Here is a 16,122-nt window from a genome sequence, read left to right as displayed (position 1 = left end):
AAACGGTGTCACGGAGGGGCTGAATAACAAGATCAAGCTGATTAAACGAATTGCGTTTGGTTATCGCAACTTTTATAACTTTCGGGCACGGATCTATTTACAACAAGGTCTGATCTTTGAAAACTAAAAAAATATGCGGCGCACAGAACGCGCCGCATATCGGACTAAGTTTTATTCAAATTTGTCTTCACCAACACGATTTGACGAAGAGCCCTTTTTTAATAGTTATATTTACTTGTTTCTAACAGATTTGAAACCACTGATAATAAATAGCAAACAACAAAATACATAGCTGTCATAGCAATGAACATCGGTATGACGTAATTGGTATTCTGTCCATAAATGATTTTCGCATTATGAGTCAGCTCTGGCAGTGAAATAATCACAGCCAACGATGTGTCTTTAATTAGAGAAATCAACTGACTCAAAATAGCCGGCAACATGGATTTGAAGGCTTGCGGCATAACTATCATGGTCAAGGTTTGGACATAAGTTAAACCAGATGACATTCCCGCTTCTGTTTGTCCAGACGGAACAGCATTTAATCCGGCACGGAAAATTTCAGATAACATCGCTGATTCAAAAATGGTCAGTGCAGCAACCGCTGCCCAGAAAATATTCAGTTTGATTCCAATTTGTGGTAAGGCAAAATACGTGAAAAAGATGATTAGTAATAATGGTAAATTACGAATAATATCAACGATTATGCCTACAACCTTTGAAAGTATCGGAATGTTACTGTAACGAACAGTTCCAGCGATTCCCCCAAGTATCATACTAAAAATAATCGAAACAACTGAAACTTGAATCGTCACCCACAGCCCATCCAAAAGGAATCGTAAATTAATCCATGAAAAAGCATCACTCATTATTTTTTACCCCTTCCTTTTTAGGCATTTGACCAATGCTTATCTAAATAGTTCATCAGATAAGACAATGGCAGTGTTAAAACTAAATAAAACAGACCAACGATAATGTACGTATCAAACGTATTAAAAGTCGTACTGGCAATCAAATCGCCTTGATACATTAAATCTAACCCAGCAACCATTGCCAAAATTGAAGAATTTTTGATTAAATTGATAAATTGATTTCCTAATGGTGGCACCACAATTTTAAACGCTTGCGGCAAAACAATGTAACGCATTGTTTCAGAATAAGAAAAACCTGAAGAGAGTCCTGCCTCCATCTGCCCCTTTGGAACTGTTTGGATGCCAGAACGGACTGTCTCCGCTATAAATGCCGAGGTATAAATCGTTAAACCGATTGTTCCTGCTTGAAAACCATCAAAGCTATAAAAATACATCGGTGCTACAACGTAAAAGAACATCACGATGATCAGCAAAGGAATATTTCGGAAAAACGCGACATAAGCCTTTGCTAGACTCCGAATAATCCGATTATGAGACAATTGCAGGATTGCCATTATCGTTCCAATAATTAGACTAAAAACTAGCGCCAATAAACTTGCATAGATTGTATACTTAAATCCACTGACAAAATCAGCTGAAAATGTTTGAAATAATTGTGTCATTAGAACTGCGCCCCCTTTTTCGCACGACCATCTGCATCTTTAGGGAACCATTTTTCGAAAATTTTATTGTACGTACCATTATCATGCATTTTATGAAGTGCTTGATTAACTTCTTTTAAGAACTCATCTTGCCCTTTATTGATAGCAATCCCATATGGTTCATTCGTGAATGTGCCACCAGTCAATTCATAATGATCATTTTCTGATGCCATCCCTAGTAAGATTGCATTATCTGTTGTCATCGCCTGACCTTGCCCAGATTGCAAAGCGGTAAATGCTTCCGCATAGTTTTCTAATTCAAGAATTTTGGCCTCTGGTGCATGTTTGCGAATGTTTATGGTTGAAGTCGATCCTTTTACTGCCAATACCGTATCTTTAGCTGTTAGATCTTTGATGTTTTTAATGTGACTTCCTTTTTTTACCAACAAAGATTGCCCTGCATCAAAATAGATGTCTGAAAAATCAACTTCTTTTTTACGATCTTCCGTAATTGTCATGGTAGCGATAATTGCATCGATGTTCCCATTTTTAAGTAATGGAATCCGCGTCTTCGAAGTCACTTCAACAAATTCAGCCTTGCCGTCCTTGCCAAGAATTTCTTTCGTGATCGCTTTAGCTATATCTATGTCAAAGCCTTCAACTTTTCGCGTTTTTATGTCCATCATGCCGAACAAACGTGTGTCGTACTTCACGCCCCACGTGATCGTTGGTTCATCTTTGATTCGCGTCGCGATATTTTCATTTGCGACGCTTTCTCCTTTACATCCTGACAACACTATTACAAGCAGCAATGGAAGAAATAGTAAGGAGAACATTCTTTTTAACTTCGACATAAACTGCCTCCTAATGATTAATTACTTTGCTAACAAATTGTTGTGCTCGGACCTCTTGTGGTTTTTCAAAGAACCCTTTGACATCCCGTGTATCTTCTAAGACTTCGCCGTCTGCCATGAAAATGATCCGATCCGCTACTTCTTTAGCAAATCCCATTTCATGAGTTACGACGATCATTGACATGCCATCGCGAGCAATTTTCTTCATAACATTCAGCACGTCACCAATCATCTCTGGATCGAGTGCCGATGTTGGCTCATCAAAAAGCAGCAAGTCGGGATTCATCGCTAAACCACGGGCGATGGCGATCCGTTGTTGCTGTCCTCCAGATAACATGGAAGGATATGAATCCTTCTTATCTAACATATCCACTCTATCTAACAGTTTCTCAGCAGCCTTTGTTGCTTCCTCTGGCGACTGCTTTAAGACTTTGATTGGCGCTAACGTAATATTTTCTAACGCGGTTTTATTAGGATAGAGATTAAAATGTTGAAAAACCATTCCAATGTTTTTCCGAATATCTTTTAATTTTACTTCTTTACTATGGAGATTCTTATTATTTACGAGCAACTCTCCAGAAGAAATATCTTCTAGTCCATTAATGCATCGAAGCATTGTGCTCTTTCCTGATCCAGATGGTCCGATCACCACGACGACTTCGCCCTTTTCAAAGGACAAGTTAATCTTTTTTAAGGCATGAAACTTCCCATAGTATTTTTCCACATGCTTAAATTCAACCATTGGCATGTCTTACCACCTCATTTTCCTTATCGTTCTCTAATTTTTCCAATGTGAGCTTAATTATAAGCTAAGTTTTTTTACTTTGTAAAGAAAAAAACTCAATGTTCGAAAAAAATATTTCAATATTTTCCACTTTCATGTAACGTTTATTAACATCAATAAGGTTTTGATTAGGATAAAAAATAGTGATATGAGTTGTCATGTTTGAAAAAAAAAGGTAGTATTTGAAGAGACTATTGAAAGAATTTTTACGAAAAGGTGAGTTAATGAAAAATACCATTTTGACTGGAGATCGTCCAACTGGACAATTACATTTAGGCCACTATGTTGGCTCGTTGAAAAATCGTGTACGAATGCAAGAAGACCCTGAAAACGAGCTATTTATTATGATAGCTGATATGCAAGCTTTGACTGATAATGCGAAGAACCCTGAAAAAGTTTCCTCTAATGTTTTACAGGTTGCGCTTGATTACATGGCAGTAGGTTTGGACCCTAAACGCTCCACTCTCTTTATTCAATCGCAAATTCCTGAATTAGCAGAACTGACGATGTACTATTTAAACTTAGTGAGCGTCGGACGTGTTCGGCGTAACCCAACAGTTAAATCAGAAATCGAGCAAAAGAAATTTGGAGAAAGCGTTCCTACAGGTTTCTTCATTTATCCTGTATCTCAAGCGTCAGATATTACAGCGTTTAAAGCAAATCTTGTTCCAGTAGGCGAAGATCAAAAACCTATGTTGGAGCAAACACAAGAAATTGTTCAAAGTTTCAATCATACTTACGGCGATGTACTTGTCGAACCAAAAGGCGTTTTTCCAGAAAAAGGTCAAGGGCGTTTACCAGGTATTGACGGAAATGGCAAAATGAGTAAATCGTTGGGCAACGGTATTTACTTAGCCGATTCTGCTGATGTTCTAGCAAAAAAAGTTATGAGTATGTATACCGATCCAAATCACATTCATGTGGAAGATCCAGGCCAAGTTGAAGGCAATATGGTTTTCACCTACTTAGATGTTTTCGGTAAGGACAAAGAAAAAATTGCTGAGCTTAAAGAAAACTACCGTCGCGGTGGACTTGGCGACGTTAAAATCAAACGTTATTTAATAGATGTCTTAGAAGCTGAATTCGGACCGATTCGCGCACGTCGGGAGGAGTTTGCTAAAGATCCAGATGCGATCATGCAAATGTTGAAAGAAGGTAGCGAAAAGGCACAAGCTGTTGCTGCTGAAACTTTGGCTGAAGTGAAGCGAGCGATGGGCATCAATTATTTTGGCTAATATGAAAAGCACTCGGATTAAAATTTCGAGTGCTTTTTTATACGATTCATTTCTTGTTTTTCGGTTTAATGATAGAAATCAAAACGACCTTTCGCCATTACTTCTTTAACACCGCCTGTTTCAAATAGCGAGCGATCCATAATCGCTTTTTTGATAAATGATGCAGGATAAGCTGTTACTTCTGTGCTACCCACGACCCCAAAGGCATGTGTGTTCCCAATCGACGCGACAGACCCTAATGATTTGAATGAAAATGGCTTACTTGGCTCACCTTTTAGTTGATTCAAAATATCCTTGCCAGCGTATGAACCCATTTTCAACGCAATTTGTGCAGTCGTTGGATAAGGTCGGTTACTTGCTGGATCCATCACTGCTGAGACATCTCCCAGTAAATAGACGTCATCGTGATTTGGATCAGTTAAATTTGGCTTGACCATCACACGGCCGCGGCGTTCCTCGAAGCCCGAATCTCCTACTACATGACTTCCGCTAACTCCAGTCGTCCAAATAATCGTTTTGGCTTTAAGTGCAACAAGATCATTTTCATCGTCTCTTGAATTTTGATAAATAACTGCGCCTGGTTCAACCTTTCTGATAGGTTTACCAGTCAATAATTTAACATCCCATTTATCTAGATATTTTAAACAGTACTGCCCCAACTTATCACTAAACATTGGCAAAATCTTATCAACGGCTTCTACGCAATAAATTTGGATGTCACTAGGTTTGACACCAGCTATATCTGCGAAATTTTTACTACCTTCAACTAATGCTCCGACCAGTTCAATTCCTGTAAAGCCCGCGCCGCAAACAACGATTCGTAAATATTCTTCATTTTGAGTTTCTTTATAATTCTTCATTTGTTCTAGAATATGTTTATGAACTTGATCAGCAGTTTTCACATCTACCATTTCAAGGGAGTTTTCCTTTACACCAGGGATGCCAAACGATTCAGATTGAAACCCTAGAGCTACAATCAAGTAGTCGTAATTCAGCGTTTGATTTTCTAAGTAAACTTTTTTTTGATCCGCATCAATTTTTTCTACTGTATCTTGAATAAAAGTTGTTTTATTGGGATTGACCACATCTTTTATACTATAGCAAATTTTTTCATCTGGTTGCGTACCAGCTGCAACTTCATGGAGACTTGTTGACTCATAGTGATAATCATTCCGATCAACTAAAGAAATATGGATATCTGCTCCAGATTTTTGTAATACATGCAAAGCCCGCAATCCTGCGTAACCCGCGCCTAATATAGCGATTTCTTTCATTTTTTGTTTCCTCCTTATTCGTCTTTAATAAATTATTTCTCAGAAAAAAATTAGTCCGATTCGAATCCTGTATATCAATCTATACTTCGCATCGTCTATTCTTGAGCTAGCTCGTGTGTCAGTTCAAATTTTTCTGACGTAAATATTCGAACTGACAAAATTAAATTGATCTCTTTTTAAAATAGAAACGTCAATGCAAAGCTAATCATTTGTGTAGCAGCCCCAACTGCTAAGATTCTAACTGCGCAAATGAACGTTTCACGCTTAACTTGCTTTGTAAGAAATATTTGAACCTGTTTGTTAATAAACGGTGCGGCTATAAAGGTACCCAGCATAGACCATGGTGCAACTTCAATTAACACCGAAATAAGAATAGCTAGAAAAGCGATGACATTCATCCCTACAAATAAATGAAGTGCCTGTTGCTTTCCTAAATAATGAACCAAAGTAAAGCGATTGTTCTTTTCGTCTTCTTCTAAATCACAGATATTGTTTGCCAACATTAAATTTGCAATCCACAACGTATTTGGTAACGAAATCAGAAAAACTCCACCTAAATTAGTAAAGTTCCACTGAAATACTTCATACGTATTCAGATAGACACACAAAAGTGTAATCATAAACCCCATTGTTAAACCAGAAAAAACTTCACCTAATGGCAGACTGGATAATGGTCTTGGACCAGACGAGTAAAAAATTCCAACCCCATAGCAAAATAACCCCATCAATAAAAAAGGCCATCCGACTAAGAAAGACAAACCGATTCCAATCAGTGCCGAAACAATGATCATTCCAATCATCATTCGGAAAACAATTGTTAAATCTAAATTCTCTCTTCCAATGATATTGGTTTTTTCTCGATAGTCGTGAATTTCCGTCGCATGGTGATAGTCATTGTAATTATCCAGAATATCGACAGCCATATTAAAAATGAACATCGCGATAAAATACAACAGGACTAAACCTAAATGAAGTTTGTGAAAATTATACAGGCTAAAACAAATCCCAATAAAAAAAGGCAGGACACTCGCGGTTTTCGCTTTAAATTCCACGAGTTCCAAGAAAACGGTTAAATTCATTTCACCCAACTTTCTTAAATTTCTTTTCGTATTTATTATGCTATTTTTATACTTTTTCTTCAAAAGATTTGCTTGTCAATCATACGTGTCCTTTCAATAAACATTCATTAAGCATTCTAGTAGTCATTAATAGCGCTATGCGCTAAAATATAAATGAAAACGTTGTAAGAAGGAGTTCCCATGCTAGATTATTGGAATGAATATCCCAAAATACAGGAAAATCTAATTCAAGTTAAGAAATTGATCTCACAAAGACTTGTTATTAATAATAAATCGATTGAAGAGGCCATCACAAAATTTTCTTCTACAGGAGGAAAAATGATTCGTCCGGCACTCTTCTTTCTTTTCGCTGATTTTGGAGAAAAAAAAGACTACGAACAATTAATAAAAGTCGCAGCTTCGCTTGAATTGCTGCATTCTGCTACGCTTGTCCATGATGATATTATTGATGACTCTCCTACACGTCGAGGAATGCCCTCGATCCAAACACGCTTTGGAAAAGACGTCGCTGTTTACACTGGAGATTTTATGTATACTAGTTACTTTGAATTACTCGCCGAATGTATGAGTCATACTCCTTTTCTATTGAAAAACGCTCAAGCAATGAAAAAAGTTCTTCGGGGCGAATTGACACAGATGACTTGTACATTTAATCCCGATCAAACTGTCAACGATTATTTACGGAACATCAATGGGAAAACGGCTGAACTTATTCGTCTTAGTTGTCATGAAGGCGCCTATTTTGGTGGCGCTGATAAAATCTTACAGGCTCGATCAAAACGGATAGGATCGGCTATTGGTTTAGCCTTTCAAGTTTATGACGACATTTTGAATTTTTCCTTAGTATTAGGAAATAACCAAAAACCTATTTTAACTGATGTACAACAAGGTATTTTTACTTTACCTTTATTGATTGCTCGAGATAGTCAGCCTACTGTTATTCGACCTTTCCTAGAAAAGCCTGAAACATTATCACGTAATGATTTGATACAATTGGCTTATTATGTAGAAAGTTTCGGCGGAATAGCTGGCTCACTTGATTTTGCTCAGAAACTAACGAAAAAGGCGTTAGCGGAAATACATGAATTACCCGATACCAAAAGCAAAGAGGTTCTAAGACATGTTTCTATGCAATTATTAGAAAGAACCTATTAAAAATTTGCTGTCTTTTCTGAATAAACGGTTCAAAGCTCTTAATTCGAGAGCTTTTTCTTATAGGTCGTATAAAGAGAGCTATCTCTTCCTTTTTTCTCATGGTAAAATGAAAACGGAGAAAGCATAAGGAGCTACGATATATGAACACTCATGAACTTTATAAAAAATTGGAACTCTCACCAGTAATAGCAGCCGCAAAAAATGAACAAGAACTCGAAGCTGCGCTGAAGTCTGAAGCTGAGGTTATTTTTATCCTTCAATCGCACTTGATGGAGTTAGCTGAACTCTCTCAAAAAATCAAAACGAGTAAGAAAGCCGCGATCCTTCATGCTGATTTAGTCAAAGGGCTGTCTTCAGATGAAAAAGCCATTGACTATATAAAAAAAGCTACCTCATTTGATGGAATCATTTCAACAAAACCAGCAATCATTCGTCATGCTAAAAAGCATCAATTATTAGCTATTCAGCGTTTTTTTTTACTAGATTCTTCTGCTTTAGAGAATGTGGAACGACAACTGAAATACACTGAAGCAGATTTAGTAGAGGTTCTTCCCAATGTCTCTCCAAAAATTATTAGACAGCTCGTTCATCATTCAAAAAAACCATTGATTGTCGGTGGCTTGATTCGAGACAAAGAAGATATTATGGGAGCTTTAGGTGCAGGAAGCCTCGCTGTATCAACAACAGCAAGTGCAATTTGGTCAATTTAACGATTGTTGATTTTTTCTAAAGGTGTTATAATACAGATAAGTTAATAACTGCTAGAGATAAAAAGAGTATAGCGGCAAACGTCAACAAACATTGGCGTTTGTTCCCTATACTCTTTTTTCATGCGCGTTGGAGGAGATATAACGGGAGCTGTTGACTCTATTATTGGGAGGGAAATCTATTATGTACGACGTAATTGTAATTGGATGTGGTATTGTGGGTGCTGCCACTGCCTATGAATTGAGTAAGTATCAACTAAAAACTTTAATTTTAGAGGCTGAAAATGATGTTAGCCTAGGTGCCACTAGGGCTAATAGTGCAATCATGCATGCTGGCTTCGACCCAGAACCAGGTTCACTGATGGCAAGACTAAATGTTGAAGGTGCTGAACGGGCAAAAGAACTCTGTAAAAAACTTTCTGTGCATTATGACCAAATTGGTTCTCTTGTAGTCGCCTTTTCGGAGGAGGAACTCGCACTTATCAAAACACTCTATGATCGTGGCGTAAAAAATGGCGTGAAAGATCTTGAGCTTTTAAATCAAGAAGAGCTTTTAAAAAAAGAACCGAACCTTTCGCACGAGAGCTTAGGCGCTCTTTATGCTCCCACTGCGGCAATCGTAAATCCGTGGGAATTTTGCCTTGCTTTAGCCGAAACTGCTGTTAAAAATGATGTAGAGATTGCTTTGAATAATCGCGTAACAGACATCAAGAAACTTGATGATGGCTATGAAATTACCACCACCAAATCGACTTATCAAACAAAATATGTTTTTAATGCTGCTGGTGTTCACTCGGATGATATTCATAACCTGATTGCTGAACCGAATTTCGAAATTACACCAAAACGTGGTGAATATTACCTGTTGGATAAATCAGAAGGTAAGGTGGTTAATCATGTAATTTTCCAATGTCCATCTAGCGTCGGAAAAGGTGTATTGATTAGCCCAACGGTTCATGGAAATTTAGTCGTCGGCCCTAACTCAGAAGCCGTCTCACACAATGATTTGGATACTGGAAGAGATACTGGAAATACGTCGGCAGGTTTAAGGTCTGTTGCAGAATTAGCCAGAAAATCGGTACCCGATCTTAATTTACGGCAATCGATTCGAAACTTTTCGGGAGTTCGAGCGAATAATTCTACTGGAGATTTTGTTTTACAGGAAGCTGACTTTGGCTTTATCGATTTGGCTGGAGTCAAATCCCCTGGTCTCACCTCTGCGCCAGCTATTGCACTATACGGAATAGAAATGTTGGAAAAATCTGTTAATAAAAAATTTACTCTAAAGAATACCTTTATTGATTCTCGTGAAAAAATAGTTTTTCAAGAATTGGATTCTGCTGAAAAAAACACTGTTATCTCAAAAAATAATGATTACGGTAGAATTGTTTGTCGTTGTGAAACCGTTACAGAAGGTGAAATCAGAGCGGCAGCACAGTCGCCTATCTCTCCTGTCTCTGTAGACGGAATCAAGCGGAGATGCAATGCTGGAATGGGACGATGCCAAGGAGGTTTTTGTGGTCCTAGAGTCGTCGAGATTTTAGCTGACGAACTGAACAAATCACCTTTGGATATCCTGCAAGACCGTGAAGGCAGCTATATCTTAGTCGAAGCAACGAAAGGAGGACACTGATATGCATGACTTGATCGTAATTGGAGGTGGCCCTGCGGGATTAGCAGCGGCAGTCGCGGCTTACGAAAATGGTGTCAAAGATATTTTGATTATTGAACGAGATCAACGACTAGGTGGTATTTTGAATCAATGTATCCATAATGGTTTTGGTCTCTACTATTTTAAAGAGGAACTTACTGGTCCTGAATATGCAGCGCGCTTCATTGAAAAAATTCAAGAAACTGATATAAAGGTTTTATTAGATACGATGGTTTTAGAAGTAACAGAAGAAAAGGAAGTTCACATTGTTAATAAGGAAAATGGCTATCAAATCTTAAACACTAAAGCTTTAATCTTTGCAATGGGCTGCCGGGAACGAACACGCGGTGCTATTGGTATTGCTGGAAGCCGACCAGCTGGCGTTTATACTGCTGGGTCTGCCCAACGATATGTCAATATGGAAGGATACCTTGTTGGGAAAAAGGTTATTATCTTAGGTTCAGGTGATATTGGCTTAATTATGGCACGGCGAATGACGTTAGAAGGAGCTGAAGTTTTAGCTTGTGTTGAAGTCATGCCCTATTCCGGCGGGTTAACTAGAAATATCGTTCAATGTTTGGATGATTATGATATCCCTTTATATCTTTCTCATACGATCACGGAAATTCGTGGGAAGAATCGCGTCGAACAAGTTGTTGTTTCAGAAGTGGATGAAAAACGACAGCCGATTTCTGGAACAGAACAAACCTTTGATTGTGACACGATTTTATTATCGGTTGGGTTAATTCCTGAAAACGAACTAAGTCGTGATGCCAATCTAAACTTAGATAACAAAACCAACGGGCCTTTCGTTTACGAAAATATGGAAACTTCTGTCCCCGGTATTTTCGCCTGTGGCAATGTCGTACACGTCCATGATTTGGTTGACTTTGTTACCGCAGAAAGTATCAGAGCTGGCTCAGCCGCCGCTGATTATATTTTAGACCAAGAAAAGAATCTAACAAAATGCTTATCCGTCAAAAATGGCGATCATGTCACTTACGTTGTTCCCCAACAAATTCGAGATGAAAATGTGGATCGTAAAGTCGAAGTCTTTTTCCGAGTCAACAAAGTATTTGATGACAGTCAGATTTTGATCAAATCACAGGGAGAAATCTTGGCGAAGCAAAAGAAAAGCTATATTGTTCCTGGTGAGATGGAAAAAATAAAATTATCTAAAAAAGTTTTAGATAAAGTCCAAAACGGTGATTTGGAAATTTGTGTGGAGGAGGTGTCAAAAGGATGAAAAACTTTATCTGCATCATGTGTCCAAAAGGCTGCCACTTAACTGTTGATGAAGCGAATGATTACCAAGTTAGCGGACACAGCTGTAACAAAGGCGTAAAATACGGCAAAGCCGAAGCAACGAATCCTATTCGTGTCGTGACCTCCACTGTTCGCGTAGAAGGCGGTGATGCGCACCTTTGTTCTGTTAAAACAGCGGACGGTATCCCTAAAAAGTTAGTCCTGGAGGCTATGAAAGAAATCAATAGTGTTCAACTACAGGCACCAGTCAAAATTGGCGATATCGCTATTAAAAACTTATTAGATACCGGTATCGATGTTGTTACTACAAGTGAAATGAAATCGGCTTAAAAATTCCTTTCAAATAGCTAAAACACCCCTCAAAAGTACATTTTGAGGGGTGTTTGCTAAGCAGGATTCACTTATTAGCGAATGACTGCTTGAAATTTTTCTTCTAAATTTTTAATAACCTTACTCATCATGCGATTGATTTCTTCATCCGTCAATGTTGCTTCAGGATTTGCGAAAGTTAGATTATAAGCCATTGATTTTTTGCCAGCTTCGATATTTTCACCTTGATAGACATCAAAAACTTGTAATTTTGTTAAGAACTTGCCAGCAGATTTACGAATTATTTCTGCAATCTCTGCATTCGTACTTGTTTCCTCTACTAGCATTGCAATATCACGACTTACGGCAGGATATTTTGATACAGCTTCAAATATAAGCGGTGATCTTTCTTGGGTAAGCATTGCTTCCAAATTCAGCTCTGCCACAAAAGCCGACTTCAACTCATAGCTTGCAGCCGTTTTAGGATGAACTTGACCAACAAAACCAATCAATTCTTCCCCTAAATAGATTCCCGCTGTTTGTCCAGGATGCATCTCAGGCATTTGCAAAGCTTGATAAGAGATTTCTTCGGCTAGACCCAACCCTTCGACTAGCTCTTCAACCATTCCTTTAATTGCAAAATAATCGCAAGCTTCTGCTTTTCCGGCCCAAGACTTACCAACAACATTCCCAGTTACAGCAAGTGCCACATGATTTTGTTCAATTGGCAAATCTTTTTTTGGATCGTTATTTTGATAGAAAACATGACCAATCTCATAAAAGGCCACATCGTTATTTTTACGTGCGACATTATAAGATAAATCTTCAAGCAAACCGCTGATTAAATTCAAGCGCATCGTTGATCGTTCTTCACTCATGGGCCAAGCCACACGAGTCACTTTGCTTTCATTTAGTAGGAACTGTTGCGCCTTTTCTTCTGTTGTTAAAGCATAGCTGATAGCCTCTGATAACCCAGCACCTTCTAAAAGACTCCGAACTTTTCTAACCGATTTTTGTGCATCAGTTAAGAATCCAGCAACTGTCTGCCCTTCTGGCAAGGTAGATGGTAAGTTATTGTAACCGTAAATGCGGGCGATCTCTTCCATCAAGTCCGCTTCAATTCGAATATCCCAACGTCGTGGAGGTACACTGACTGTTGTAATATCTTTGCTAACCTTTGTTTCGAAACCTAGTGCCTCAAAAATAGCATTGATCTGATCTTGCGTTAATTTCGTTCCTAAGAAATGGTTCACGTTTTCCAAAGTTGTACTCACTTCTACATTCTTCGGATGAACTTCACTCCCCTTAACGGAACCCTGTAAAACCTTGCCGCCAGCTAATTCTGCGATCATTGCCGCCGCAACTTCGCCTGCTAAGCTGATTTCACCTTGGTTGATGCCTTTTTCGAAACGCATAGAAGATTCGCTGCGCAAGTTATAGCTTTGTGATGTGCGACGAACGAGAGTTTGATCGAACATCGCCATTTCTAACGCGACTGTAGTTGTTTCATCAGAGATTTCTGAATCTAATCCACCCATTACTCCTGCCAAAGCAACTGGAATATCCCCATTAGTAATAACAATGTTTTCCGGATTCAATATCCGTTCAACGCTGTCTAATGTTGTGAAATGTTCGTTATCTTTCGCACGACGAACGAGGATTTCTTTGCTGCCTAGTTTATCATAGTCAAAAGCATGTAAAGGTTGGCCAAACAATAATAAGATATAATTTGTCACATCAACGACATTACTAATTGGGCGGATTCCTTCATTCATTAAACGATTTTGCAGCCATTGTGGGCTTGGTCCGATCTTCACATCTTCAATGATCCGAATTTCATAATGAGGGGCATCCTTTTCATCTGTTACAGAAACACTAATTTTATCACTAGCCTTCTTCTCAGCTTCTTTTAATTCCACTGGAGGGAAATTTACTTTCTTATTATAGATTGCCGCAACTTCATGAGCAACTCCACGAATACTTAAGGCATCTGCCCGGTTGGGTGTGATAGATAAATCGATAATTGTATCGTCCATCTCTAGATACGGAAAAACCGGCTCACCAGCAATGGCATCTTGCGGCAAGTAGTAAATTCCTTCAGAATACTCTTTCGGAATCACCGAGTCACTATAGCCGAGTTCCTGTAATGAACAAATCATTCCGTTAGAAACTTGACCACGCATTTTGCCTTTTTTAATTTTTACATTGCCAGCAATTCGAGAACCTGGTAAGGCGACGATCACTTTAACGCCAGCCTTGATATTTGGTGCACCGCACACAATCTGTGATAATTCTTCTTCACCAACATTGACTTGGCAAATTGAAAGATGATCAGAATCTGGATGAGGTATACATTCTTTTACATCACCGACCACGATTTTTTTCAGTCCGGCTTCTGGTGATTCCAGACCTTCTACTTCAATTCCTGTTAATGAAAGACGATCCGCCAAATCCTTCGGTGCAACATCTTTTACATCGACGTATTCATTTAACCACTTATATGAAACTAACATTGCTACTTACTCCCCCTTGAATTGTTCCAAGAAACGAACATCGTTTGAATAAAAATTTCGAATATCATTGACACCGTAACGCAGCATTGCGATTCGGTCTGGTCCTAAACCAAAAGCAAAACCTGAATACTCTTTTGAATCAATTCCAGACATTTCCAATACATCCGGATGAACCATACCGGCTCCGAGAATCTCAATCCAGCCTGTATGTTTGCAGACATTACAGCCCTTACCGCCACACTTGAAACAGCTCACATCGACTTCAACGGATGGTTCAGTAAAAGGAAAATAACTTGGTCGTAAACGGATATTACGATCAGCGCCAAATAATTCCTTTAATAATACCTCGAGGGTCCCCTTCAAGTCTCCCATGGTGATGCCCTTATCAACGACTAGTCCTTCAATTTGATGGAATTGATGGCTGTGAGTGGCGTCATCGGTATCTCGACGGAATACTTTCCCCGGAGAGATCATTCGTAATGCTCCTTTAGAAAAGTCATGTTTTTCCATCGTACGAGCTTGTACTGGCGAAGTATGGGTACGCAATAATAGATCATCAGAAATATAGAATGTGTCTTGCATATCACGTGCCGGATGATCCTTTGGCAAATTCATTCGTTCAAAATTATAGTGATCCGATTCAACCTCTGTTCCTTCAATTACTTGATACCCCATACCAACAAATGTATCTTCAATCTCTTCCATAATTTGAGTCAGCACATGGCGCGAACCATGAGGGACTTGCTTTCCTGGTAAAGTAACATCTAAAGCTTCTTCTGACAGCTTTTTTTCTAAAGCAAGCTCTGTTAGCTCGGCTTTTCGTTTTTCTACTGCACTCTTCAACATGTCACGGATTTCATTGGCAAACGCACCAACTTTTGGACGTTCCTCCGCTGAAAGATCACGCATTCCACGTAATACCTCAGTGATCGGCCCTTTTTTTCCTAGCGTTTCTACACGAATTGTCTCTACAGCAGCAAGCTCTTTTGCCGCTTCAATTTTGGCTAACGTCTGACTTTTCAATTCTTCTAATTGTTCTTGTAAACTCATTGTTTTCTTCCTTTCCCTATTGCTAAAGTGAGAACAACTCACTTGTATCCGATGATTGATTCAAAAATAATTAAAAAACAAAAAAAGACCTCGTTCCAACAAAGGAACGAGGTCTCGCGATACCATCCTAATTCGCCAATTGAATTGACGCTCTTCACACTTTAACGGCTATGCCGGTCTTTCGACAAGCTCCAGAAGTGAACTTCATCTTTTTCTTTCTTAGTCTGCTTCCAGTCAGTGACAGACACTCCCTTTAAGACGTAAAAAGACTACTCTTTTCTATCAACGCTTTTTAAACTATTCAATTGACTAATCCAATACTACAAGAAATTTAAAGATTTATCAACTACATTCTTCGTTTGTAATCCAAGTGTCGCCCCAGCGATGAATCTCATTCATCACATTTTTCAAAGCTTCGCCTTTTTCCGTTAGACAATAATCCATGCGCTTTTGGCTTCCACAAGCAACCACACGTCCAACAATGCCTTCTGATTCAAGTTCTTTTAGTCGTTCTGTTAGCACTCGGTCACTGACATCGGAAATCTTCGCAGCAATATCGACAAATCTTTGAGGCCCGCCTTCTAACAATACATCAATAATCAAACCGTTCCATTTTTTTCCTAAAATTTGAAAGCCTTTCTCAAATTTCGGACAGAGTGAAAAGTCCATTACTTCTACTTGTTCCATAATTCTCACCTCGATAGACAGAGTATAGCACATCACTTACCTTTT

The 16,122-nt window shown here is 38.7% G+C and carries 16 protein-coding genes and 1 other annotated feature; of the genes, 7 read left to right on the top strand and 9 right to left on the bottom strand.

All coding sequences use genetic code 11. The annotated features are described in order from the left end of the window. On the top strand, nt 1–127 hold a 127-nt coding region (locus OMU_RS22890), incomplete at its 5' end, for an ISL3 family transposase (protein ID WP_002347139.1). A gap of 91 nt (nt 128–218) precedes the next feature. Here the strand turns inward: OMU_RS22890 and OMU_RS11860 are convergent. The 4 genes from OMU_RS11860 to OMU_RS11845 are packed head-to-tail and all read right to left on the bottom strand — an operon-like array spanning nt 219 to nt 3,115. After that, nucleotides 219–869 carry an amino acid ABC transporter permease gene (locus OMU_RS11860; RefSeq protein ID WP_016180149.1) on the bottom strand — a complete coding sequence of 217 codons (651 nt, stop codon included), beginning with the start codon at nt 867–869 and terminating at the stop codon, nt 219–221. Nucleotides 870–889: 20 nt separating this feature from the next. Continuing rightward, nucleotides 890–1,534, bottom strand: a complete 645-nt coding sequence (locus tag OMU_RS11855; protein WP_016180148.1) for an amino acid ABC transporter permease — start codon at nt 1,532–1,534, stop codon at nt 890–892. Then, a complete protein-coding gene (locus OMU_RS11850; protein WP_016180147.1) occupies nt 1,534–2,367 on the bottom strand; it encodes a transporter substrate-binding domain-containing protein in 834 nt (277 codons plus the stop codon). The genes OMU_RS11855 and OMU_RS11850 overlap by 1 nt, the downstream gene beginning before the upstream one ends. Before the next feature lie 10 nt (nt 2,368–2,377). After that, nucleotides 2,378–3,115 (bottom strand): amino acid ABC transporter ATP-binding protein, encoded by a 738-nt coding sequence (locus OMU_RS11845; protein WP_016180146.1) that lies wholly within the window; start codon nt 3,113–3,115, stop codon nt 2,378–2,380. Nucleotides 3,116–3,375: 260 nt separating this feature from the next. Here OMU_RS11845 and trpS point away from each other — a divergent pair, with 260 nt between their 5' ends. After that, nucleotides 3,376–4,386, top strand: a complete 1,011-nt coding sequence (gene trpS / locus OMU_RS11840; protein WP_034877150.1) for a tryptophan--tRNA ligase — start codon at nt 3,376–3,378, stop codon at nt 4,384–4,386. Between the two features lie 65 nt (nt 4,387–4,451). Here the strand turns inward: trpS and OMU_RS11835 are convergent, their stop codons facing one another. Both OMU_RS11835 and OMU_RS11830 read right to left on the bottom strand, forming a co-directional pair. After that, on the bottom strand, nt 4,452–5,660 hold the full coding sequence (locus tag OMU_RS11835) for an NAD(P)/FAD-dependent oxidoreductase (protein WP_016180144.1): 1,209 nt from the start codon (nt 5,658–5,660) through the stop codon (nt 4,452–4,454). A gap of 176 nt (nt 5,661–5,836) precedes the next feature. Beyond that, nucleotides 5,837–6,739: a prenyltransferase gene (locus OMU_RS11830; RefSeq protein ID WP_016180143.1), complete on the bottom strand. Its 903-nt coding sequence runs from the start codon at nt 6,737–6,739 to the stop codon at nt 5,837–5,839. 180 nt (nt 6,740–6,919) lie between these two features. Here OMU_RS11830 and OMU_RS11825 point away from each other — a divergent pair, with 180 nt between their 5' ends. The 5 genes from OMU_RS11825 to OMU_RS11805 all read left to right on the top strand — a co-directional run bounded on the left by OMU_RS11825 (nt 6,920) and on the right by OMU_RS11805 (nt 11,848). Next, nucleotides 6,920–7,894, top strand: coding sequence for a polyprenyl synthetase family protein (locus OMU_RS11825; protein ID WP_016180142.1), 975 nt, complete (start codon nt 6,920–6,922; stop codon nt 7,892–7,894). Between the two features lie 140 nt (nt 7,895–8,034). Then, entirely contained in the window at nt 8,035–8,604 is a 570-nt protein-coding gene (locus tag OMU_RS11820) for a glycerol-3-phosphate responsive antiterminator (protein ID WP_016180141.1), read from the top strand. A 181-nt stretch (nt 8,605–8,785) separates the two neighbouring features. After that, nucleotides 8,786–10,234, top strand: a complete 1,449-nt coding sequence (locus OMU_RS11815; RefSeq protein WP_016180140.1) for an NAD(P)/FAD-dependent oxidoreductase — start codon at nt 8,786–8,788, stop codon at nt 10,232–10,234. A gap of 1 nt (nt 10,235) precedes the next feature. Next, on the top strand, nt 10,236–11,498 hold the full coding sequence (locus tag OMU_RS11810) for an NAD(P)/FAD-dependent oxidoreductase (RefSeq protein ID WP_016180139.1): 1,263 nt from the start codon (nt 10,236–10,238) through the stop codon (nt 11,496–11,498). After that, nucleotides 11,495–11,848: a DUF1667 domain-containing protein gene (locus tag OMU_RS11805; protein WP_016180138.1), complete on the top strand. Its 354-nt coding sequence runs from the start codon at nt 11,495–11,497 to the stop codon at nt 11,846–11,848. The genes OMU_RS11810 and OMU_RS11805 overlap by 4 nt, the downstream gene beginning before the upstream one ends. 74 nt (nt 11,849–11,922) lie before the next feature. Here the strand turns inward: OMU_RS11805 and pheT are convergent, their stop codons facing one another. From pheT to OMU_RS11790, 3 genes are all read right to left on the bottom strand, one after another. After that, nucleotides 11,923–14,340, bottom strand: a complete 2,418-nt coding sequence (pheT, locus tag OMU_RS11800; protein WP_016180137.1) for a phenylalanine--tRNA ligase subunit beta — start codon at nt 14,338–14,340, stop codon at nt 11,923–11,925. A 6-nt stretch (nt 14,341–14,346) separates the two neighbouring features. Continuing rightward, a complete protein-coding gene (gene pheS, locus OMU_RS11795; RefSeq protein ID WP_016180136.1) occupies nt 14,347–15,390 on the bottom strand; it encodes a phenylalanine--tRNA ligase subunit alpha in 1,044 nt (347 codons plus the stop codon). Nucleotides 15,391–15,489: 99 nt separating this feature from the next. Further along, nucleotides 15,490–15,685 (bottom strand) — a binding site (T-box leader). Nucleotides 15,686–15,732: 47 nt separating this feature from the next. Next, nucleotides 15,733–16,077: a winged helix-turn-helix transcriptional regulator gene (locus tag OMU_RS11790; RefSeq protein ID WP_016180135.1), complete on the bottom strand. Its 345-nt coding sequence runs from the start codon at nt 16,075–16,077 to the stop codon at nt 15,733–15,735. Nucleotides 16,078–16,122 lie beyond the last annotated feature (45 nt).

Origin of the sequence: Enterococcus avium ATCC 14025, assembly GCF_000406965.1 — a bacterium.
GTDB classification, from domain to species: Bacteria; Bacillota; Bacilli; order Lactobacillales; family Enterococcaceae; genus Enterococcus_A; species Enterococcus_A avium.
The sequence above is the reverse complement of the archived record's forward strand: the minus strand, read 5'-3'. Positions and strand labels throughout refer to the sequence as shown.

What these genes read in the sequence shown, in the direction of transcription:
- OMU_RS11860 (WP_016180149.1), bottom strand. Translation starts at nt 869, where the DNA reads ATGAGTGATGCTTTTTCATGGATTAATTTACGATTCCTTTTGGATGGG.
- OMU_RS11855 (WP_016180148.1), bottom strand. Translation starts at nt 1,534, where the DNA reads ATGACACAATTATTTCAAACATTTTCAGCTGATTTTGTCAGTGGATTT.
- OMU_RS11850 (WP_016180147.1), bottom strand. Translation starts at nt 2,367, where the DNA reads ATGTCGAAGTTAAAAAGAATGTTCTCCTTACTATTTCTTCCATTGCTG.
- OMU_RS11845 (WP_016180146.1), bottom strand. Translation starts at nt 3,115, where the DNA reads ATGCCAATGGTTGAATTTAAGCATGTGGAAAAATACTATGGGAAGTTT.
- trpS (WP_034877150.1), top strand. Translation starts at nt 3,376, where the DNA reads ATGAAAAATACCATTTTGACTGGAGATCGTCCAACTGGACAATTACAT.
- OMU_RS11835 (WP_016180144.1), bottom strand. Translation starts at nt 5,660, where the DNA reads ATGAAAGAAATCGCTATATTAGGCGCGGGTTACGCAGGATTGCGGGCT.
- OMU_RS11830 (WP_016180143.1), bottom strand. Translation starts at nt 6,739, where the DNA reads ATGAATTTAACCGTTTTCTTGGAACTCGTGGAATTTAAAGCGAAAACC.
- OMU_RS11825 (WP_016180142.1), top strand. Translation starts at nt 6,920, where the DNA reads ATGCTAGATTATTGGAATGAATATCCCAAAATACAGGAAAATCTAATT.
- OMU_RS11820 (WP_016180141.1), top strand. Translation starts at nt 8,035, where the DNA reads ATGAACACTCATGAACTTTATAAAAAATTGGAACTCTCACCAGTAATA.
- OMU_RS11815 (WP_016180140.1), top strand. Translation starts at nt 8,786, where the DNA reads ATGTACGACGTAATTGTAATTGGATGTGGTATTGTGGGTGCTGCCACT.
- OMU_RS11810 (WP_016180139.1), top strand. Translation starts at nt 10,236, where the DNA reads ATGCATGACTTGATCGTAATTGGAGGTGGCCCTGCGGGATTAGCAGCG.
- OMU_RS11805 (WP_016180138.1), top strand. Translation starts at nt 11,495, where the DNA reads ATGAAAAACTTTATCTGCATCATGTGTCCAAAAGGCTGCCACTTAACT.
- pheT (WP_016180137.1), bottom strand. Translation starts at nt 14,340, where the DNA reads ATGTTAGTTTCATATAAGTGGTTAAATGAATACGTCGATGTAAAAGAT.
- pheS (WP_016180136.1), bottom strand. Translation starts at nt 15,390, where the DNA reads ATGAGTTTACAAGAACAATTAGAAGAATTGAAAAGTCAGACGTTAGCC.
- OMU_RS11790 (WP_016180135.1), bottom strand. Translation starts at nt 16,077, where the DNA reads ATGGAACAAGTAGAAGTAATGGACTTTTCACTCTGTCCGAAATTTGAG.